We start from the raw sequence: 21,121 nt of genomic DNA on the forward strand, positions 1-21,121 counted from the left end.
CGATAGCATAAAGCAATGCGATTGACGACAGTTAGTAGGTCATCCAGCCTCTTCGGCGCGATTCAGCGCACAATGCGACCACAAGCCATCCATTGCGCGCACCAGCGCATCCATTTCCCGCGGGCCGTGTACTGGCGAGGGGGTAAAGCGCAACCGCTCCGTACCCTTGGGTACGGTTGGATAGTTAATCGGCTGGACGTAAATGCCATGCTCTTCAAGCAGCATATCCGACAACAGCTTGGTGTGGATTGGGTTGCCAACCATCACTGGCACGATGTGGCTGCCGTGATCGATAATAGGAAGCCCCAATCCTTTTAGGCGCAGTTTCAAAACCTTGGCTTGGGTTTGATGCTCATGGCGCAGTTCATGCGCACCCTTCAGAAAGGCAACAGATGCCGCCGCACCGGCCGCCACAGCAGGTGGTAAGGACGTGGTAAAGATAAAGCCCGGCGCATAGGACCGAATTGCGTCACACATCTTGGCTGACGCGGCGATATAGCCGCCCATGACGCCAAATGCCTTGGCCAAAGTGCCGTTGATAATATCAAGGCGGTGCATCAGGCGGTCGCGTTCTGCGACCCCTGCCCCACGCGGTCCGTACATGCCCACGGCGTGCACTTCGTCGATATATGTCAGTGCGCCAAACTCTTCCGCGAGGTCACAAATGGCTTCGATCGGTCCAAAATCGCCATCCATAGAATAGATCGATTCGAACGCAATAACCTTGGGCGCATCAGGATCATCCGCAGCAAGCAATTCGCGCAGGTGCTCTAGATCATTGTGCCGGAAAATCCGCTTGGCCCCGCCATTGCGGCGGACCCCTTCGATCATGCTGGCGTGGTTGCGTTCGTCAGAATAAATAATCAGCCCCGGAAAGAGCTTAGGCAGCGTGCTGAGAGTCGCGTCATTGGCAATATAGGCCGATGTAAACAGCAGTGCGCCTTCCTTGCCATGCAAATCCGCCAGCTCTGCCTCGAGCCGCTTGTGATAGACGGTTGTGCCGGAAATGTTGCGTGTTCCGCCCGAACCTGCGCCCGTGGCCTCAATCGCCTCGTGCATCGCTTCAAGCACAACGGGGTGTTGCCCCATGCCGAGATAGTCGTTGCCACACCAAACGGTGATGTCTTGTTCAGAGCCATCAGGGCGCGTGCGTACCGCATGCGGGAATTGACCGTTGCGCCGCTCGATATCGATGAACGTCCGGTAGCGCCCTTCGTCGTGCAACCGTGCAATCGCCTGATCAAGCTTTTCTGTGTAATTCACGGCCAGTCTCCGGTCTGTGGTCGGCATACGCGCAGGGCGCAAAACCTATCGAGTCCTTAGAATGATTACAGAACGCTGGCAGTTCGTTCAATGCCTTTAGCCGGCGCAAGTTGTCACAGGCTAGTGATTTAGGTCTAGGGCTAAGGAATTCCTTACTTCGCCGTAGCGAATTTTGTGTTAACCTTATGGTATTCAAACTTTCCAACGCTGTATTTTTCACGGCGTATTTTATCTGATGTTATTTTATCTGGGCGCAGATTTTTGCCCCCCCCCCCTTTGCAAACTGAGACCATTATGGCGCTAACTAACCAAGGGCTTACTCCCCTGAATTTACTCAAAATCACCGGAAATGCCCTCGCGATCAGGGGTATCAAACGCTTTGCCTATCCTTCCGGTGCAGCGCCAAGTTTTTACCCGTAACGCGCCAAATTCTACCCATTTCACGATTCGGGGCGTCTGCTGCCCCATAATTTTAGGACCCATTATCATGCTACAGATATATGCAAGTTTTGCTGCCCTCAGCCTTTTGACGATACTTTTCCTCAGCCTCACCTTTGCCAATGCGGGGCCAAGACGCCACTCCGTGACACCAGCCACCATGCCCGCCAGTGTCATTGCAGCGGGATTAACCGTCGCGGTCGCAACCGAGCTTTTGTTGCTTCGTCACGGCGGCCTGTCGTTGACGTGTCTGGGCATTCTAGTGGTTGAAACGGTTATCGTTTTTGGAGGCACAACACTTTTGTCACGCAGCGCGTAACGCGTCGCTCTGGACACCCCACTGCGCACTGATAATGTGCCGGAAATAACTTGTACCGGAGCGCAACAGATGTCCCTTGATGCCGTTTTATCCCAGATTGACGATGACCTGCCCCATGCGTTGGAGCGCCTGCTAGACCTGCTGCGCATCAAGTCGATCTCAACCGATCCTGCCTTCAAGGGCGATTGCGACAGCGCAGCCGATTGGCTGGTGGCTGACCTTGCCACACTGGGCATCGACGCGGAAAAGCGCCCTACCCCGGGTCATCCGATGGTTGTGGGCCATGTGGGCCCGGAAAACGGCAAACCGCATCTGCTTTTTTACGGTCACTATGATGTTCAACCGGTCGATCCGCTGAACCTCTGGGATTGTGACCCGTTTGATCCGCAGATTGAGGACACAAAAGCGGGCCGCGTTATCCGGGGGCGTGGATCATCCGATGACAAAGGCCAGTTGATGACGTTTATCGAGGCATTGCGCGCATGGAAGGCTGTTAAAGGCGATTGGCCGTGCCGCATTACGTTCTTTTTTGAGGGCGAAGAAGAATCAGGTTCGCCGTCCTTGGTGCCTTTCATGAAAGATAACGCTGAAGAGTTGAAATCAGACATCGCTCTGATTTGTGACACCGGCCTTTTTGAAAGCCGCACACCCGCCATCGTCACCATGCTGCGCGGGTTGTTGGGCGAAGAGTTGACCATCACAGCACCTGATAAGGACCTCCATTCGGGCATGTATGGTGGCATTGCGATGAACCCCATTCGCGTTTTGACACGCATCATTGCGTCCCTGCATGACGATCAAGGGCGCGTGACCGTGCCCGGTTTCTACGACGACGTCCCTGACCTGCCCGATGATCTTGAGGCACAGTGGCAGGGACTTTCGTTTGATCACGCCAAATTCCTTGGCGATGTGGGTCTTTCGCATCCCGCCGGCGAACAGGACCGCACGCCACTAGAGATGATCTGGTCGCGGCCTACCTGTGATGTGAACGGCATTTGGGGTGGCTATGAGGGCGACGGGTTCAAAACGGTTTTGCCCTCAAAGGCCCATGCGAAGATCAGCTTTCGCCTTGTGGGCAACCAAAACGCCCCTGCGATCCGCGAAAGTTTCCGTGCGATGGTTGAGGGCATGTTGCCACCAGATTGCACCGCCGAATGGAAAGGCCACGGTGCCAGCGGCGCATCCGCGGTTGAAACATCCGACCCAATGTTTGAGGCCGCACGCAAAGCGCTCAGCGAAGAATGGGGCATCCCGGCAGCCTATGTGGGCTGCGGCGGTTCAATCCCGATCGGAGGTCATTTCCAGACCATATTGGGCACCGAACCAATGCTGGTAGGCTTCGGCAAGGATGACGACCAAATCCACTCACCGAATGAAAAATACGACGTTGAGAGTTTTCACAAAGGCATCCGCAGCTGGGCACGGATTCTCGACGCTGTGACATAAGATGACGGCGACGATCATCCCTGGCTTTTCGGGCCATGTGGCCGATGCGAACGGCCAACAGATCGCCTATGCGCGTGGTGGCAGTGGCCCGGCGGTTCTGCTGCTGCACGGATTTCCGCAAACCCATGCCATGTGGCACGCCATCGCGCCGATCCTAGCCGAGCATTTTACGGTGATTGCGGCCGATTTGCGCGGCTATGGGGCCAGCAGCAAACCTGACGGGGCCGAAAATTACAGTTTTCGCGAGATGGCCGGCGATCAGGTGGCGCTGATGGCCGCGCTGGGGTTTGATCAGTTTCATCTGGTTGGCCACGACCGGGGCGCACGGACGGCGCACCGACTGGCACTGGATCATGAAGCCGCCGTAAAGAGCCTGACAGTGATGGATATTGTCCCGACGCATTTGCTGCTTGATGAACTCAGCACGCGGGTCGCACGCGCTTATTACCATTGGTTTTTTCTCGCTCAACCTGCTCCGTTCCCAGAAACTCTGATTGGCCATGACCCTGATGCCTATTATGAGAGCTGCCTGTTGGGTTGGGGTGCTGCACAGCTGTCAGATTTCGACCCTGCCGCGCTGGAGGCCTACCGCTCAGCCTGGCGCGAACCCGCTGCTATCGCGGGCATGTGCAACGATTACCGCGCGGCGCTGGACGTGGATTTCGACCATGACATCGTTGATCTGGCCCGACGTGTCAAAGCCCCGTCCTTGGTGATGTACGGTGCCGATGGGGCCATGGCAAAAGCCTATGATGTACCTGCAACATGGGCAGATAGACTGGCTGATATGCGCAGTGTCGCGGTCCCCGGCGGGCATTTCTTTCCTGATCAGCACCCGAACAAAACGGCCCATGCGCTCTTGGATTTCTTGCGTTAGATCACGCCGTCAAATCGATCCGGCAGGACATATTGCGTCCCATGGTCAGGTCGGTCGAATTGATAATATCCGGTGTCACCACGAGGCTTGAAACTGCGATGCATCTTGCGGCGCAGCGGGCGCATGTCAAAGCCCTCTACCAGTTCCAGATCAGCAAAAGCATCAAAAACAGCGCGATCTTCGCCGCGCGCTTCTGAATACCAATGTCGACCAATCGAGGCCTCTTTGATATCACCGCCAACTTCTTGGGTGATGGCATTGCGGCGATCCATGGCTTCTGCGTAATTGTCAAAATCGCAAAACTTCAGGTGCATCAGATACAGCACATCTGGCGTATAGATCTTGCGTTCCTGCGCAAAATGGCCGCCCCGCGAGAGTTTAGTCGGGGTCGAAACGATACAAGGTTTGGAATAATGCGGCGCCGGGCGGACGTGACTGCGTGGGCCAAGGATTGTCTCATCGATGGCATCCGTTTCAAGATCAACGCGGTGAATCACCTCCAACCCCAAAGGTGTCAGTACCCGACCCTCTGCCGCTTCTTCGAGAAACTCACGCAAATTCAAACCCGCGTCCGGATCGACAACCACCAATTCGTCCACATCGCCTACAATCACGTGGCGGTAATACCGGCGCAACCCGCCAACGAGGTTGTTCAAAAGCCCCCAACGCTTGATGTCAAAATTCTTGTGCGGATCGCCAGGAATGCCGATCACGTTGCACCCTTGTGCCAGTTCAGCCACCTGCTCGCCCCGCCCGTGGTTGATCACGTAGCAGTTTTCACGTCCCAACAGATTGCCATAATGGCGCAACCAAGCGCGCATAAAAAACGCGTCGTCGCGCACCATCGTTACCGCAGCCGCTGTCTGCATTGCATCACCTGCCCGTTTTTATTTGCCTGCGCTCGCACCCTAGCCCATCGCCTGTTACAAGGGAATCATATGTTGCATCCGAGGACAAACCCCTGATCCCTCCCGATTTTCATCTAACTGGTTTTCATTCCAGCCGCCCTTCTAAGGCCCCGATCACGCGGTTTCAGGTGCTGGGAGAGCGGTCGTCGGGTACAAATTTTGTCAAACGCCTGTTGGGGCGTAACTCCTCTTTGATACCCACAGAGGATTTGGGGTGGAAACACGGCTTTCCCCATGCCGCGGCGATTCCCCAAGATTTGGCGGTGATCTGTATGGTCAGGCGTGCCGACAGTTGGGCGCTATCAATGCATAAAAAGCCTTGGCACACGGTCCCTGCCCTTCAGACATTGGCATTTCAGGATTTTATCCGCGCGCGGTGGCATACGGTCGTGGATCATGAACGCTACTTTGCCGGAGCGGTGGAAGCAGGTCAGCTTGGCCGCCCGTTGCAGTTTGACCGCCATCCCCTTACCGGGCAGACTTTTCCTAATTTATTTGCCCTGCGGCGCGCCAAAATGACCGGGTTGCTCAGTTACCTGCGGCGTGATTGCACGTGCATCTTGCTTAGCACAGAAACCGCCCAAGCGGTGCCCGAAGCAACGGTCGACGCTCTGCTCGCAGCCTTGGGCCAGCCGCTGCGAAAGACTGAGTTTGCGCCCGTTCACAAGCGCTTGGGGTCAAAGTTCATGGCGGCCGTTCCCGAACGTCCCAACACGCCGCGGCTGATGGGCGTGCATGGGATTCGCTTTTTGCGCGCGCAGCTTGACCTGAAAGTTGAGGCCGCATTGGGTTACCGCTACGGCGAAGACGCTCTTTAGGCCCGATGGGGCTTAGATCACTGAGAAACCAATTCATGGAAACGAAAAAAGGGCCCTCTGAGAGGACCCTTTTCAAGCAGCGGTGGCGCGGTTGACGGGGCTCGAACCCGCGACCCCCGGCGTGACAGGCCGGAGCAACAATTTCTAAACCCCTGCTACAAAAGGAAAAATATATATGTATAAATGACTTACAGTGATATCTTGTTACTAAGTTACTGTTATAAATAACATAAAAATGAGGCGGCTGTGACAGGATATGGCCAGTATTGCACTGACAACACGTCAGTGAACGATGATATCCTATTAAAGCCATCATGTAGGCCAAGATGTTGGATTGGCCGACATCATCGCCCCTTATCACCAGAATGTTTGGCTTGTCGGCCTGCACCCAAGCGGGAACTGCAAACGACACTGCGGCAACGTGTATCCGTGCCCAAGCGTTCTTCGTCAGTACGCCCCTTCGGCAATTATTGGGGTGAACTCACATGCAACAGGATCATCGGCGCATCACGGGATTTGCCTCAATCGATAATACCGCACAGCAACAAAAACGCGTCCTTTCCCGCTAGGACAGGTTTGACAGCATAGATCAGATCGATACTGAAGATTTGCGCCCCCAATGGAGCTTTTACTGTCTCGTACCAAAGGGCTTATGCTTGCGAGCGAAATGTCGACCCAAGGTTCATGCCGTTTTTTGAGGATGACTATGATCTGATCGCACAAGACTGCCAACAGCGAGGCAGCCTGAGGCGCTCACAGGAGATGATCAGAACTCTCGCAAATTTACGGCAATTGCAGTTGCCGAAAGCCTAGATCAAGATGCAAACTGGGGGCGCTAGGAAGGTCAGTCTGGCCACTCAGTTTCAAAATTTTGCTCAACAACACTCAACAGATGCTCTTGATTACCTTCCATGGCTTTCGTCATGAAGTCACGAATATCCGCTTCGCTCGCGCCAGCCTCTCGCGCTGCTTTTTGACAGGTTCCTAAAATCTCAAAAGTGTCTAGACCCTAGTGAATGTCAAAAGCCCCTTAGAACAGCATGCGAATTTTTTTATCTAACTTCAGAAGTTTCTTTCTTTTGGATGACGTAATGGTGGGAATCACTAATTTTTCGTTTTTAATTGAACCGACCCAACACCCAAATAATCCATGGGAACCTTGTCGGTCAGCCAGACACCGTCTGTCAGCACGGTAGAGTAGGAACCCCGACACTAAGATTCACAAATTTATTAACATCAGATTAACCAACGTCTGGAAAAACGAAAGGAGATAAAAACAGGTAAGATATCCAATGAGAATAACTATTGAGCAGCTTGAAAAAAATTTGGAATACTTGGCATTCGCCATCAGTACTCGTCCAGATGGGACAGTCTATCTTCCGATCTACAAACGTTTAGAAAAAGAAATTTCGGAACGAAATAGCCAAATGGACACCATGACTCAAATCATGATGAAGGCAGCAAGCTACTCTGGAGCTGGTGCCACCTAACGCGACGAGCATCACTGCATCTTACACCAGCGACTGCTATTCGCGCGCCACAGCGGATTCCTGCACAAACTTGGACGACAACTGGGCTTGGGTCGGGAAAGCTTGATTGTAACCGCATAACAAAAAGTGCCGACGAGCTAAGAAAGCACACCGTGCGCGTGATGGTTCAGCCGATGAAAACGTCGAACAGAACAGCACCAGCTGCTATGAAGCATAGGAAGGCCAGCAGTAGTGCAAATGCCATCAATGCTCCTTCCAAAAATGAAAAGGATGGTTTTTTTGGATTTGGGTCAATGCTCATATAGATCGAATTAGCGGTACATTTTAGCAGCTTCAATAAGCGGATTTTGGCTTGGCAAAATGCCGCCCAAGCGGGTGGCGCTGCATGACATACGCCACGCCATTGATCCTACCTGAAACTCTCGACGGCACAGCTCAGCAATATTGTCTTCGCCACGAGGGCCACCCAAGATGATCCTGATCTTCTCTTAGGATAAGTAGTGCTTGCGCATGGCGCGTTTGATACCTTTGGCGACCTTCTCGCCTGGCATTTGCGTGTTCCAGTTGTCTGTCTCATGCCCCACCGCCCGCGCAGATTTGGTATTCGAGGGTGTCGAACCGACTTTGATTAGCCGTGTTTGCAGGCTGCTCAGCGACTAGTCGAAAACTACGTTGGGCAATTCGGTGCGCCTTAGGAAGACGCAGAGATTGTTGGCGAGTGCATGCGGTTGCAGTCGAACCTCGTTCTACGCCATGCCCTTGCAGGACATCCAGTTCTCGGAACAGCAGCAGACCGCTGTCCGAACTGATCTTCGAACCATGAAACTCCAACATCACGCGGCGGTTAAAACCGAGCCTGAAATCGTCCGTTTCGCCTGCACCCGAAGGGTGATCTATGATCTGCCGCCTCCGGCACATTAATATCCTGAAATAAAACATAATGGCCATCGGTGGCGTGAAGTTGGCAAGCTACTTAGGAAATCCGGGTTTAAGGCGTGTACCAGATTGGTGATGTGTATGCCCGATCCTGCTGCGTTGGCGGCACGCCTTCAGGCAAGCCAACACCGTAGAAAGCAGCATCATGAGTTGTCCAGCGCGGTGTGGGAATCTCAAGAACGCGAACATAATAGAAAGCACGCTGCGATGGATCGAAGTCCGGGTCTTCCCAAAATGCCATCAGAAGTGAATCGCCAATATTATTCGTGTACGTGGCATTCTCAATGTTTACGGTATTGCCGACGGCATGCTCACAACGGGCTTCAAAGATCTCTCGGTCGTCGGAGCAAACAACATCGTAGACAAGCTCTTGAGCTTGGCCGTTTGTATCGAGCCAGCCCTTGATAACCTGAACACGATCGAGGTTTGCTCCGTCAGGATCGCGCAGTGTGCGGATCATCAGTTTAGGAGCTACGCCTTCGGGCGCGCTTCTGAAATCTCCACCCATAGGCACACCGCCCAGATAGCCCGCCTTGGCGAAGTCCGGCCGCAACACATCGTCGGCCTCATACTCCCAGCCACCGAACACGCGGACAGTCATGCGGCTACCCGTCGTTGCATAAGTTTCCTTGCGCTTCATGGCATCCCACAGAGCTTCACGCGTGTTCTCCTTAGCCCAAACGCCTTGAAGGCCTGACGCTATAGTCTCAAAATCAAAAGTGGCTGTACCTTTATTTTCGGGATCGGGAACGATCTCTCCGTCAAACCGGTCGGAACCTGGTTCCATTGGCGTCACCTTACCGAAGTAATTATCCTCCCGGGTCGTTGAAAGTGAAGTGTGCGAGTCGGTTGCACCTATTAGGCCGAATTTGAAAGGATTGATGCCAAGCTGTTCTTCCATCCGCAGCCCGACCTTCAATCCGCCACGGGCGTATTCATATTGCAGCATTTCAGGCGTTTTAAGCTCACCGGCCCAATTTCCTCGATCCCATTGCTCATAATCGGCGAACTCGTCATTCGGTGACAGGATCGGATGCGCCTCTCCATCACCTTTCATTTGGGTAACTTCATAGAGGGGCTCCCATTTCGCACGGCGCTCTGCGTATTCTCGGTCTATTGGCTCCCCTGATTGCGTCTCGACGGAAAACATCACTCCATTTGAAAGGTTCCCGTTGTGCGGGATCGCAAGCACCTGACCGCCGGTCGATTCCTCATAGGCTTCCATCCAGTCCCAAAGTTTCTCAGGATCGGTGGAATCATAGGCAGCGAACGGCAGCACTTTTTTCGCCTCCGCAGCACCATCCCGCATCACGACCACACGGTGCAGATTGTTTCCGCCGGGTGCCGACGACCACTCATAGCCGATCAAGGCCGTAAACTGCCCCGGGGTATTGTGGTGTTCAGCGTGGTCAATAATTTCTCCCCAGACCGTGCCCGTAAGTACTGGGTCCTTGAGCGGATCATCGCCCTCAACGATCACTTTCAGCCCCCAATTTGCAAAAGCTTCGTAGATCTTGCCTTCCTTGGAAAGATCATGCGTCTCCCTTCCGACCTCGCTCTTGAGGATGGCAGGATCTGATCGCTCGATAAGTACCGCGACCCCAAGGCTCTCTGCGTGATCAGCCACAACGAGCCAGTCAAGTGGGCGGACCAGTTTGACTGGTTGCCCTGAGCTGGCAATGACCTGCTCGCCCTTCGCGAAGCGATAAGCCTCATCTGGACCCAATGTGTTGCCGACCAACCCTGCATCCCACGAATACGACGAGTGAAGGTGCGACTCCCCCCAGAAAACCCTGTCGGGAGCTTCAAAGTTTACGAAGGGCGAGTAGGTCTTTGCTTTATCGGAGACTTCGCCTTTCGGCACCGAAAAATCAGGCCCGCTTGCTTGTTGGGCAGACGCCGATGACGGCAGCACCGCATTTAATGTAAACAACGTGCTGGCTATGATTTTTCCAAGGGTCATTTTCATGGTCTCTCTCTATTATTCCAGCATTTCAAAAGTAGAATGTATGCTGTTGGTTTATGATCCCGATATTCCTACCCCGCATTGATCAAGACTAAGCCTCGTCGACACGCTTAGGAGGTGCGGATTGAACGTACAAACTCGAGCCAGAACTGTTCAAGAAACAGACATACTGCCTCACGGGAAGTAACAGTTGGCAAAAATGACCCGCCGCCGAGACGGCGGGCCAATTGGCGGTTTCAGGCCAGCTTATTTGGAACCGACCTGACTGAATATCTTGTCCTTGGCGTCGCCAATCGTAAAGGTGCCGGGTTTTTGGCGCGGTGGGAATTCCTCGAATGTCGCTAGGAATTTCGCCGTGTAACCGGCCGCTGGCAGCATCAGATATTGTGCCTATGTCACCGTCGAGACCAGCGACCCATACAAAGGGCGTTATGCTGAACTCCCAATCGCTGCCGGCCTCAACCGCTGTGGCTCCGGCAGTCTGGAGGGCCAAGGTCATAGTCGCAATGGACACTAGCTTCAAAGCACGCATAGCATTCGCCGCCTAAATAATTATATTTAAGCAGTAAATCGCAGAACTGTTTCAGGGACATTGACTCAGATCACTGTCTTTTGGAAAAGTTCTAAGAAGAATGGGGTCATTTCGCGACATCGGTGCCTTTAGTCATATCCCCATACAGAATGCTCGGACATTGTCCCTGATTGATTGTCCTTAACCTTAACGAAACCTCTTCGCTTAGAGGTGTTTGCTTGAGCGAAGAAAGGAGATCCCAATCCATCTCGTCACCACAGTTCCCGCTCGAAACCATTTTCCTTGCCACGAAGAAATATGTACGATTTGATCTCTCCCGGCGGGTACGGAAGATCATGGGCAAGGAAATACATGTTTCTGAAAGAAAAATGTTACGCTAACCATTCCGCAATCCTACGGATCATGGCCATATTATTCGTCTTTTTATTCGCTGGATGCGATACAACGGTGCCTCAAGCCGAACCGCTTAACTTCATGGCGCGGGTTCAATCAAAGACGGAAGACGGCGTTCGGGTTTCCTCGGCAGTGCTAAGTCCAGAGGAAAGCGCTCTCAGATTTTCGATGCCGTTGGCCAAGCAGGATATTCAGCCGGTCTGGGTTGAAATTGAAAACCGGAAGGACAAAGAGTTATATCTGATGCTGCTCAGTGTCGATCCAAACTATTTTTCACCGGCAGAAGTAGCTTGGCGGTTTCGGGCTTCCGCCGATGACATTTCAAATACATCGATGACGCTCCCTCAAAAGGTTGAGTATTTTTTTGACGCGCAAATTCCTATTATCATTAAGCCGCGCTCCACTGTTTCTGGTTTTGTGTATACAAACCTAGACCCGGGCAGAAAAGCCTATTCAATCGAGATTATTGGTAAGAGCGAAGCGCATGCATTTGAATTTTTTCAGGAAATTCCAGGTTTTGAATCCGATTACTCAGAAACCAATATTCAAACGATCTATTCTCCAGATAAAATCAAAAACTTGAACCTTGCACAGTTACGCCAATACTTGGAAGACCTACCCTGTTGTGCCTCAGGTGGAGATCGCAAAACTCCCGGTGATCCGCTCAATCTTGTGATCGTCGGGCGAGGAGACCTAGTTTTCGCAACTATGGCACGCCGTGGCTGGGACTTCACAGAAACTGCGCGGTTAGACTCGATTGGACGCACGGTCGTTTCATCACTTTTTAAATCCAACTATCGAACTTCGCCAGTCTCCCCGCTCTATCTTTTTGGCCGTCGTCAGGACGCAGCGTTGCAGAAAGTGCGTGCAACACTGAATGAACGAAACCACTTGAGACTATGGCGGGCACCGGTGAATCTGGACGGTGAACCTGTCTGGGTTGGTCAGATCAGCCGCGATATTGGAGTCAAGCTTTCAAGCGTGACCTTTATTTCCCACAAGATTGACCCAATCGTGGACGAAGCCCGACTGTACGTGACGCTTGATACGATTGCATCACGATCCTTAAGAGCAGTTGGGTATGTTAGCGGAGTTGGATTTTCAGACCGCACATCGGGAAGGATAAACTACACCAAAGACCCATATTATACTGATGGCAATAGGGTTGTCTTAATCCTGTCCGATGAAAAAACTCCCAGCGACCGGATCAATTACCTTCCCTGGGAACAGCCTCCAGGAAGAAATTAGATATGCCACCGGTTCCGCGAAATGATCTTCTTGCTCTGTAGTCCTAGGCAAGAAATGTTTGAGAAAACGGCCGCTGGAGGGCATCGAGTTTGGGTTCTACGGTCGGAACAACGACGTTGCAGAGCTTGATGATACCAACACTATTCAGGTCTCATTGGTTATGACAGACGGCCACGAAGAGTTCCTCTTAGATATGCCACTGAATTCTAGCAATGATCTACGTCAGTTCGGCCAAGTGTTCATTGAGATGCACTTTCAGGTAAGACTGGCAACTGGAAACTACATGACAGACTGGGGTCAACCACTCGATTATCAGCAAGTTTTCATAATGGAGGACAACTCATTTAGGGCAGCAAAACCAGAGACGATGTTTGACGATGTCATCTCTCAGTCAGCTAACCACTTGGTTGCTCTTGTAAATGTAGACACCCAGAGCGCTGCTTGATGACTAAACTACAGTAACTAATTGTGATATTGACTCGTCACACAGAGTTGAGCCATTCTCCCTTAGGAGGAATCACAATGGCTTACACACACCCACAGCACAGTATGGATAAATCCCATGTACTGGAGCTGAGAAAAAATCTCGGGAGCATTCTTCAAGGTCGAAGGAAGGCTCTTGGTAAAACTCAAGCGGCTCTCGCACATGAGATAGGCGTCGAATTCTACACATTCATCAGTCAGGTCGAGGGCGGAAAAGCCCGTGTCCCACCAGACAGGATCATAGCTTATGCGAGGGCACTTAAGATGGCACCGGCTGAGCTCGCTGAACTGATTATCAAACACTATGACCCGCTAACCTATGAGGCTTTGCGGATGAAAAAATAAGGATAAAGACAATGGCGGGTTACTATCAGGACAAAAAGACAAAAATCTACTACACAGATTTCTACATCGGCTCAGAACGAATTCGATTGTCTCTAAAGACAAAGAAGAAAGCTGAGGCACAGAAGAGATCAGACGGCAAGAGGGTTTGGCTTCGTGAGGACTCAGCAATGCGTAAGCCGCGTGCGATTTACAGGGCATTCGATGAGCTAGGGTTCAACAATCCAGACAGCATCGCCAAATGTGGGCGACGGTCACCTAAGAACCTTCGGGATACGTTTGCAACTATTCAGGTGGGCATGAATACACCCCTCGAACACGTTCAGAAAATGCTTGGGCACACGTCATCAAAAATGACCCAGAAATATGCAGCCTATAATATGGCGGACGTTTGGTCGGCGGCAAATGATGTAACTGATGTCCTCGAGACAATTCTTGAGAACAAGAAGTCGGCTTAAATAGGTCTCTTCGCCATAGCTGTACTGACGAGGCCGGACAAAGCGCAACAGCTCAGCTTCCCTCGTCTCAGCCAGGCACAGGCGCTTGCGGATGATATGGTGGGAGTGGCTCTCTTCTATTTTTTCACTGAACCAGTCCAAAACCCAAGTAATCCCTGGGAACCCTGTCGGTCAGCCAGACACCGTTGTCAGCACGGTAGAACAGGAAACCATCATTGTGCATGCGTTCTGCATCAACGGAAAGAATGACCGCCTTTCCATGCCGTTCGCCGACCCTCTTAGCCGTTGTCTCATCGGTTGATAGGTGCACTTGGGATCGACCTTTGGCCTCAAGCCCACTGACAAAGATGCTATCCAAACTGGACCGTGCTGTTCCGTGAAAAAGAGCTGCGAGCGGATCCGACGGCTCAAGACCTAAATCTACCTCAAACGAATGGCCTTGGGCAGCCCGGATGCGGGTCCCGTCCGGTGACAGAGTGAACCGTTGCTTGTCGTTTGTTGCGACAATCTCTTCAAGTTGTTGCCGTGACAGTTTCCGCCCGGCCTTCTTCATTTTCAGAAGTAGATCGTCGACATCAGCCCATGCATTCTTGTCTAATGCCAGCCCAATTTCTTCTGGCTTGTGGCGCAACGCCATACTTAGAAATTTGGCTTCCTTGCTCATTCCTGGCTCCATAAATTCTCATTTTTGAAAACCAGAACCGACTTTTGGCTCAGGCTTCCAAGGAATTCCAAATGTCTTCAGCTGGATTGCTTATGACGAAGGTAGTTATCCAACAACCCCTTGATATTGGCTTTTCCGACCGGGTTTTGGCTACCAGCCAATAACACATCTCTCAATGCGCCACGTCAGAAGGCGACCTCGTAAATTCTGGCGAAACTATCGGCTGCTAAAAAGCAGCAAGAAACAAAACATCTAAGGAACTCGGAAATATGAAAACTTTGGCCACCGTTGATCTAAGCGCGTGCAGCGCAAACTCTTTTGAGATTTTAGGAACCTGTCAAAAAGCAGCGCGAGAGGCTGGCGCGAGCGAAGCGGATATTCGTAACTTCATGACGAAAGCCATGGAAGGTAATCAAGAGCATCTGTTGAGTGTTGTTGTGCAAAATTTTGAACTTGAGTGGCCAGACTGACCTTCCTAGCACCACCAGTTTGCATCTCAATCTAAGCTTTCGGTAACTGCAATTGCCGCAAATTTACGAGAGTTCTGATCATCTCCTGTGAGCGCCTCAGGCTACCTCGCTGTTGGAAGCCTTGTGCGATCAGATCATAGTCATCCTCAAAAAGCGGCATGAACCTTGGGTCGACATTTCGCTCGCAAGCGTAGCTGCCGCGCAGGGATCGAATGTTTGCCGGAACCTGGGCCTGCGAAGGGGGTTGCATCTTGTAAACAGAGCATCGGTCTCTCAAAGGCTCTGGGATCTTGTTTTTCGTTGGCTTGCGAAAGTCCAAGCGGCAGTCCAGCCAACGATCCACCCACCTAAGTGTGCCTCCCAGGCAAGTGTCCCAGATAGCACTACGAACAGCACCAAATTGACGAGGAGCAGGCCCATTATTCCGCTCAGGACAGGTCGCACTGATTGGTTTAATTGGCGTCGCTGCCTGAAGTCCCACGCTTGCCACAGGCCAAGAAGGCCGAAAACGGCCCCGGACGCTCCAATCATTGGGCCGCTCGCGGCTGACAACAGCCCGAAAGCGGCGGCACCAGTAATTGCTGATAAGGCTAGCAAGAGAATGGTTTTACCGACGCCAAGGTATGCTGCCACCCCCTTTCCCAAGGCGAGAAGAACCACACTATTCATGACAAAATGCGCAATACTGCCATGCAAAAACGCGTGCGTCAGAAACATCAGCACTTTCTGACTTGCATAGAGCGGAGCAAGGCCTCCATCGAGCAAAAGTTGCCAGAATGCACCATACAAAAAGACGTTTATACGCCAACTGTTTGAGCCGATCCAACCTGCATCTGACAGAGTAAGTGGCAGCTCAATCACCGCCATAACGCCTATCAGAACCCAAAGAAATCCGGGCGCACCGGGTTCAACCTTTTTGGGGTGTCTGTGAAATTGATCGCGCTTATCTGTTGCCATGAAATTTCAATATTCCCTTCAAGACGACAATGAAAGCTGCCTTCGCTACGCGAACAGCGCCTCCATTAGACCGTAGCCTATTCGTTTTTCTGATTTCTTGGCGGTGTCCCAAAACGCGTCCGATATTCCTTCGAAAACTGAGTTGGAGAATTGAAGCGGACGCTGAGAGGACGAAACTGACTGTCGAAGTTATTGATATTTGCTATAAGGCGGTAATTATTGCAGAAAACCCGCATCACCCAGCAAGAAAGCTCCCACGAGCGTGACAGACGGAACGAATATGACAATGCCGCAGAACGAATTTGACCTCATCGTTGTGGGTGCTGGTATCGTTGGTATGTCAGCTGCGCTCTATGCTCAAAGGGATGGTCTAAAGACCCTCATCTGCGACCCCAACCCACCCGGGTCGGGCACAACGTATGGGTCGGCCTGTACCATCGCGACATATGCTTGCATTCCGGTCAACAACCCATCGATTTTTACATCTCTGCCGCATCTGCTGACCAGCCGGGAAAGCCCACTAACCTTTAACCTGTTGCACGGATTGAGAAACCCCGGGTGGATGTTGGCGTTCCTAAACAACTGCCGCCCCTCTCGTGTGAAACAAATCAGCGAAGCACTAGGTCAGCTCCTGACGCATACTGATGCCGGCCTCGACCCGCTGATTGCTGAGGCCGGAGCCGAAGACCTGATGGTAAATAACGACTGCCTTTATGTCTGGTCCACGAAAACGGGGTATGAAGGTGCGCGCGACAGCAATGCGATGCGGCGCGCGCAGGGTGTGGAATTCGATGAACTCTCCAAAGATGACGTCCACCAACTGGAACCAAACCTGAAACAACCCATACACTGTGGCCTGAACTTCAAAGGCGCACGACATGTGACCAATCCGCAGGAATTAGTCGAGCGCATGCACAAACGATTTGAAGCACTTGGCGGGACCTATCTATCCTGCGGTGTTGAACGTTGTGATGCCGATGACACTGGGGTGACAACTTATCTTAAAGATGGCACCGAACTCCGCGCGGGTCACCTAGCGCTAACAGCTGGCGTACGTTCGAACGAGATAAAAGGCTCTGGCGCTGAACATCTGCCACTAGGCACTGAGCGCGGCTATCACATCCTTTACCGCAACGACGGGGGACTGGTATCACGGCCGGTTGGCTGGGCCGAAGCGGGTTTCTACGCCACGCCGATGGCCCACGGATTGCGAATTGCCGGTACGGTTGAAATCAATGCTAAAGACGCTGCATTCAACACCAAATGCACTGATTACCTTCAGCGCAAATCACATGAAATGTTTGGAGATATCGGTTCGCCTGACGACGCATGGCTGGGTCATCGCCCAACGATGCCGGATGCTCTTCCAGTAATAGGTCCTTCACCGACCTCGAACCGCATCACTCTTGCCTTTGGACACCAACATATCGGCCTTACGCTAGGGGGAGTAACCGGCAAAATCGTGACTGATCTTGCGCAGGGGCGAGCACCCCATTGCAATATTAACGATTTTGCTCCGCAACGATTTACCTGATTGGATCTGAGCGGCAGTTTTGTACGGGTTCAGGTCATCTATGCACTGTGCCCCATCAGTTGGTTTGACCGCTCTAAGCCGCCATTCGCTACGGTGACCATCAAGACCTGCTAAGCGGGTCAAAGCTGCCGGTGCTGCCATATTCGTAAGGTCGGCTTCCGGCCCTTAGCTGCCGCTCGCCGGACATGTTGTATGCTGCGATGCGGCCCGTCTCACCAAAGCAGCCGCTCAACCGCGTCGTAAGACGCCAGATCCTAACTGTTTCTTCGCTGCACGGTGTTGGAACAGTCGAGACGCGGACTGACCGGCTTTTGGCCCGGTTTCACAAAATGCCATCGAACGGCTTTATGTTCATATCCTTGGCGTCATTGGTCATCTTCCAAAACCAATTGGATGCGCGCCGTAGCAATCCGCTCAACTCTGGCGTCTTTTTTGCTGTTAACTCTTGAGTTTGCGGGGTGGCTGGGAAATCTGACATGTTGAACCTCGTTTTGGGCATTGGAGTATGATCTAAGCCTAACGACTGCCCTTGCGGTGCGCTTGATCGCCGTCTTGCCATTTGCTTGCCGTTTGCTTGATTTCCATTGCCGCGAGGTTTTCCTTGATGATCTATGAGTTTGGCGACATCTGCATTGACGATGATTTACAGGAAGTCACCCGCGACGGCGCGCCGATTGCAGTGCAGCCTCAGGTCCTCGATCTCCTCCTGTTTCTTGTCGAGAATTCTGATCGGGTCGTTTCGAAGGACGAACTCATCGACGCGATCTGGGGTGGGCGGGCGATTTCGGACAGCGCGTTGAACGCCCGCATCAATGCCGCCCGCAAAACTGTGGGCGACACGGGCGAGACTCAGGAGATCATCAAAACCATCCCACGCAAAGGTTATCGTTTTGTGGCGAAGCTTTTGGACAGTGTGCCAGCCATAGCGGAAACCCTGATTGTCGAGCGGCCCTCTGTTCCATCTTTGACGGTCCTGCCATTCGCAGATGGTGGAATCGACCCAGAGTATCGCTTTCTGGCCGACGGGTTGACTGAAGACGTTGTGACGGCGCTGTCAAAGTTGAGGGGCTTCTTCGTCACCGACCGAAACACCACCTTTGCACTCAAAGATGCCAGCCGCGATCCGCGCACCATCGCTGATGAGATGGGGGTGCGCTACATTTTGCAGGGCTCTGTGCGTTCAGCCGGGCAAAGAATCCGCGTCAACGCATCCTTGACGGATACTGAAACTAATGCCCAACTTTGGGCCGAACGCTATGACCGCGATCTCACTGACATCTTCGATCTTCAAGACGAATTGACCGAGAGCCTCGTTGCCCGGCTTTCACCTGAACTTTTTGCTGCTGAACATGCCCGGTTGAAGCGACGGCGGCCGCAAAACTTGGATGCTTGGGAGTGCTTCGTACACGCGATGCATGAGTACGGCAAACAGTCCAAAGACAGTAGCGCCAGTGCTGTGGCGCAGCTTGAGCGCGCAATTGAACTCGATCCACAGTATGCGCAGGCTTTGGGGCTTTATGCGACAACGCTGGCATGGCGGGTGATCCAGGGATGGGAGCCGTTCGATGAAACTTTGCAACGCGCACGCAGCGCGGCGGATCAAGCTGTGCTGGCAGACCCGAACGATCCTTGGGCGTCCATCGGACGCGGCTATGTCTCAATCACGGCGCGCGAAGAGGACGCCGCGATCATGAATTACGGACGGGCTGTCGATCTTAGCCCGAACTTTGCATACGCAAGAGCGTTGCTTGGGGTTTCCAACGCTTATGCCGGAAATGCAGACCTTGCCCGCACCCATATTGAGAAGGCGATTGCGCTCAGTCCTCGCGATACATTCATCGACAAGTTCTATCTCTACCTTGCCGTCGCGGAGTTTCAGGCCGCGCGCTACGACGCCGCGGCCATGGCCGCCGAGCATGCGATCCAGATCAAGCCAGGGCACCCAAGTTCTCACTTGTTCAGGACCTCTGCTTTGGCGTTGGGTGGCGAGCAGACAATGGCTGAAGCGGCGCTTTCGACCTACCTTGCTTTGGTGCCCACGGCGTTGGCATCGACGATTGAAAAGACAGTGCTCTATTATCGGCCTGAGGATCGGCGGCGCATGGCCGAAGGCATGCGCAAAGCTGGCTTGCCGGGCTGAGAGCAATTGGGCCGATGCCTTTGCTTGATGCTGCTTTCGTCCTAAATCAGATAAGCACTTCGAGCCGACCTTCGCTGCGTTTGCACGACAGAAAAAACTGGTCGATGCCCAGAGCGCCCGCTTTCTTCGATCTGCGTTTTCGATTTCGCACTTACGGCGAAGGTCCGGTTTCCGCCCTTAGTACCGTAAAGTGCATACCGCAGCATCAGTCAGTTTGGGCTCTCTTCCGCCGTTCGCTGCGGAGCGCGCCAAGGTCCGCTTTGCGGCCAATCACCCGTTTTTAGTTTTTTGGGCCCCGAGCCTGGTTACTCCCTTTATTTCGACTGAAGGGAGTTTGTCGTGCGGAGGCGGCAAACTTTTTACCCCACCAAACCAAAAAAGTGCCGTTACCCTCGTAGCAATTGAGACCTCCACATCAGATGATGTAACCGCAACAATCGCCTTCAATTAGCAGAGACTTCGAAACAATCTGTTTCTCGAATTCCTGCGCTAGGGGATTTAAAGGTGCGATAACCATATCGACCATATCGCCTGGCCAGCTCGATCATGTCGGCCACAAGTTGTTGTTCATCTGGTCTGCCCCAAGGAATACGACTTTGCGTGGATCAGCACAGCTGCCAGCCTCATTATGGAGCCATTGCCATCGTTCTTTGTGCCCAATGGGATTGCTTCTAGACGTCCTGTTCTCTTGTAATCACCAAGCGCCCGCAGTGTGTTCTGGTCAAAAGCACATACAACATCACCCCCAAGGTGAATAATCTCACAGCTCGTCTTGAAATAGCGAAATGGATCAGACTTGATCATCCCGAGGCGCTACAAATCCGCCCTGCGCGCCTCAAGTCAGTTTTGTATGAAAGCGCCCCGCCAATTGATATAAAACAAGGCCTTTCTCTGACCTGTATGCGACCATCATCAAGTACAGCTGAGGAGAAACGTCATGTACCACAATATATTGGTTCCAGTAGTTTTTGATAACGAGCACGACATAACCGCACCGGTCAAGCTGGCCGGTATTCTAAAGACACCAGAAGCAAAGATCACATTTCTGCACGTAATCGAACGTGTACCGTCATATGCGATATCTTACATCACAAATGAGTTTCAAAATGAGATGCGGATGGCTTTGCATGATGAACTGGAAAAGCTAGCCAAGCATCTACCCGGAGCAGAAGGCCAAGTCGTCGAAGGGCATTCTGGCCGAACAATTGTGGAATATGCAAAGGAGCATCGCAATGATCTGATCATCATCGCGTCTCATCGACCAGGTATGGAAGATTACTTTTTGGGAAGCACTGCTTCGCATGTGGTGCGTCACGCTTCCTGCGCAGTACATGTTGTCAGGTAAGCCACTCAACCAGATGTGAAAGCTCGCCGCCCTTTGCAGGCCACTTTTCTTCAAGCATCAACGCATCGTCGGGCTCGAACCATCAGGAAAACTT

The 21,121-nt window shown here is 52.5% G+C and carries 20 protein-coding genes; 13 read left to right on the top strand and 7 right to left on the bottom strand.

Features of this window, described 5'->3' with window-relative positions; all coding sequences use genetic code 11:
• Positions 1 to 39 precede the first annotated feature (39 nt).
• Complete coding sequence (gene hemA, locus C1J03_RS13380; protein WP_114889001.1) at positions 40 to 1,263, bottom strand: 5-aminolevulinate synthase; 1,224 nt, start codon at positions 1,261 to 1,263, stop codon at positions 40 to 42.
• Between the two features lie 487 nt (positions 1,264 to 1,750).
• Between hemA and C1J03_RS25350 the strand changes: the two genes are divergently transcribed.
• The 3 genes from C1J03_RS25350 to C1J03_RS13395 all read left to right on the top strand — a co-directional run bounded on the left by C1J03_RS25350 (position 1,751) and on the right by C1J03_RS13395 (position 4,343).
• The gene (locus C1J03_RS25350) at positions 1,751 to 2,020 is read left to right on the top strand and encodes a hypothetical protein (RefSeq protein WP_162798536.1); all 270 of its coding nucleotides are present in this window, start codon (positions 1,751 to 1,753) and stop codon (positions 2,018 to 2,020) included.
• Positions 2,021 to 2,089: 69 nt separating this feature from the next.
• On the top strand, positions 2,090 to 3,466 hold the full coding sequence (locus C1J03_RS13390) for a M20/M25/M40 family metallo-hydrolase (RefSeq protein ID WP_114887056.1): 1,377 nt from the start codon (positions 2,090 to 2,092) through the stop codon (positions 3,464 to 3,466).
• 1 nt (position 3,467) lies between these two features.
• Positions 3,468 to 4,343, top strand: coding sequence for an alpha/beta fold hydrolase (locus C1J03_RS13395; RefSeq protein WP_174234466.1), 876 nt, complete (start codon positions 3,468 to 3,470; stop codon positions 4,341 to 4,343).
• Here C1J03_RS13395 and C1J03_RS13400 read toward each other — a convergent pair.
• Positions 4,340 to 5,212, bottom strand: coding sequence for a glycosyltransferase family 2 protein (locus C1J03_RS13400; RefSeq protein WP_114887057.1), 873 nt, complete (start codon positions 5,210 to 5,212; stop codon positions 4,340 to 4,342). The two genes, C1J03_RS13395 and C1J03_RS13400, sit on opposite strands and share 4 nt — an antisense overlap.
• Before the next feature lie 344 nt (positions 5,213 to 5,556).
• Between C1J03_RS13400 and C1J03_RS13405 the strand changes: the two genes are divergently transcribed.
• A complete protein-coding gene (locus C1J03_RS13405; RefSeq protein WP_254694041.1) occupies positions 5,557 to 6,069 on the top strand; it encodes a hypothetical protein in 513 nt (170 codons plus the stop codon).
• 1,292 nt (positions 6,070 to 7,361) lie between these two features.
• Positions 7,362 to 7,559 (top strand): hypothetical protein, encoded by a 198-nt coding sequence (locus tag C1J03_RS13415; protein ID WP_114887058.1) that lies wholly within the window; start codon positions 7,362 to 7,364, stop codon positions 7,557 to 7,559.
• Positions 7,560 to 8,547: 988 nt separating this feature from the next.
• Here C1J03_RS13415 and C1J03_RS13425 read toward each other — a convergent pair.
• Both C1J03_RS13425 and C1J03_RS25975 read right to left on the bottom strand, forming a co-directional pair.
• Positions 8,548 to 10,464 carry a DUF3604 domain-containing protein gene (locus tag C1J03_RS13425; protein WP_114887059.1) on the bottom strand — a complete coding sequence of 639 codons (1,917 nt, stop codon included), beginning with the start codon at positions 10,462 to 10,464 and terminating at the stop codon, positions 8,548 to 8,550.
• Positions 10,465 to 10,707: 243 nt separating this feature from the next.
• Complete coding sequence (locus tag C1J03_RS25975; RefSeq protein WP_302661602.1) at positions 10,708 to 10,839, bottom strand: hypothetical protein; 132 nt, start codon at positions 10,837 to 10,839, stop codon at positions 10,708 to 10,710.
• A 505-nt stretch (positions 10,840 to 11,344) separates the two neighbouring features.
• On the opposite strand from C1J03_RS25975, the gene C1J03_RS13435 reads away from it, so the two are divergent.
• The 4 genes from C1J03_RS13435 to C1J03_RS13450 all read left to right on the top strand — a co-directional run bounded on the left by C1J03_RS13435 (position 11,345) and on the right by C1J03_RS13450 (position 13,917).
• The gene (locus C1J03_RS13435; RefSeq protein ID WP_162798537.1) at positions 11,345 to 12,634 is read left to right on the top strand and encodes an LssY C-terminal domain-containing protein; all 1,290 of its coding nucleotides are present in this window, start codon (positions 11,345 to 11,347) and stop codon (positions 12,632 to 12,634) included.
• 58 nt (positions 12,635 to 12,692) lie between these two features.
• Positions 12,693 to 13,079 carry a hypothetical protein gene (locus C1J03_RS13440; RefSeq protein ID WP_114887062.1) on the top strand — a complete coding sequence of 129 codons (387 nt, stop codon included), beginning with the start codon at positions 12,693 to 12,695 and terminating at the stop codon, positions 13,077 to 13,079.
• 77 nt (positions 13,080 to 13,156) lie between these two features.
• The gene (locus tag C1J03_RS13445; protein WP_216825855.1) at positions 13,157 to 13,462 is read left to right on the top strand and encodes a helix-turn-helix domain-containing protein; all 306 of its coding nucleotides are present in this window, start codon (positions 13,157 to 13,159) and stop codon (positions 13,460 to 13,462) included.
• Positions 13,463 to 13,473: 11 nt separating this feature from the next.
• On the top strand, positions 13,474 to 13,917 hold the full coding sequence (locus C1J03_RS13450; protein WP_114887063.1) for a tyrosine-type recombinase/integrase: 444 nt from the start codon (positions 13,474 to 13,476) through the stop codon (positions 13,915 to 13,917).
• Positions 13,918 to 14,041: 124 nt separating this feature from the next.
• On the opposite strand, the gene C1J03_RS13455 is transcribed toward C1J03_RS13450, so the two are convergent.
• A complete protein-coding gene (locus tag C1J03_RS13455) occupies positions 14,042 to 14,581 on the bottom strand; it encodes an RNA 2'-phosphotransferase (RefSeq protein WP_114887064.1) in 540 nt (179 codons plus the stop codon).
• A gap of 269 nt (positions 14,582 to 14,850) precedes the next feature.
• On the opposite strand from C1J03_RS13455, the gene C1J03_RS13460 reads away from it, so the two are divergent.
• Positions 14,851 to 15,051 carry a hypothetical protein gene (locus C1J03_RS13460; RefSeq protein ID WP_114887065.1) on the top strand — a complete coding sequence of 67 codons (201 nt, stop codon included), beginning with the start codon at positions 14,851 to 14,853 and terminating at the stop codon, positions 15,049 to 15,051.
• A 273-nt stretch (positions 15,052 to 15,324) separates the two neighbouring features.
• Here C1J03_RS13460 and C1J03_RS13470 read toward each other — a convergent pair whose 3' ends face one another.
• The gene (locus C1J03_RS13470; protein ID WP_114887067.1) at positions 15,325 to 16,008 is read right to left on the bottom strand and encodes a rhomboid family intramembrane serine protease; all 684 of its coding nucleotides are present in this window, start codon (positions 16,006 to 16,008) and stop codon (positions 15,325 to 15,327) included.
• Positions 16,009 to 16,288: 280 nt separating this feature from the next.
• Between C1J03_RS13470 and C1J03_RS13475 the strand changes: the two genes are divergently transcribed.
• Entirely contained in the window at positions 16,289 to 17,542 is a 1,254-nt protein-coding gene (locus C1J03_RS13475; RefSeq protein WP_114887068.1) for an NAD(P)/FAD-dependent oxidoreductase, read from the top strand.
• 322 nt (positions 17,543 to 17,864) lie between these two features.
• Here C1J03_RS13475 and C1J03_RS25355 read toward each other — a convergent pair whose 3' ends face one another.
• On the bottom strand, positions 17,865 to 18,020 hold the full coding sequence (locus C1J03_RS25355) for a hypothetical protein (RefSeq protein ID WP_162798538.1): 156 nt from the start codon (positions 18,018 to 18,020) through the stop codon (positions 17,865 to 17,867).
• Between the two features lie 126 nt (positions 18,021 to 18,146).
• On the opposite strand from C1J03_RS25355, the gene C1J03_RS13485 reads away from it, so the two are divergent.
• Positions 18,147 to 19,682 carry a winged helix-turn-helix domain-containing protein gene (locus tag C1J03_RS13485; RefSeq protein WP_162798539.1) on the top strand — a complete coding sequence of 512 codons (1,536 nt, stop codon included), beginning with the start codon at positions 18,147 to 18,149 and terminating at the stop codon, positions 19,680 to 19,682.
• A 937-nt stretch (positions 19,683 to 20,619) separates the two neighbouring features.
• Positions 20,620 to 21,027, top strand: coding sequence for a universal stress protein (locus C1J03_RS13495; protein ID WP_114887072.1), 408 nt, complete (start codon positions 20,620 to 20,622; stop codon positions 21,025 to 21,027).
• The last annotated feature ends 94 nt before the right edge of the window (positions 21,028 to 21,121 follow it).

Origin of the sequence: Sulfitobacter sp. SK012 (assembly GCF_003352085.1) — a bacterium.
GTDB lineage: Bacteria > Pseudomonadota > Alphaproteobacteria > Rhodobacterales > Rhodobacteraceae > Sulfitobacter.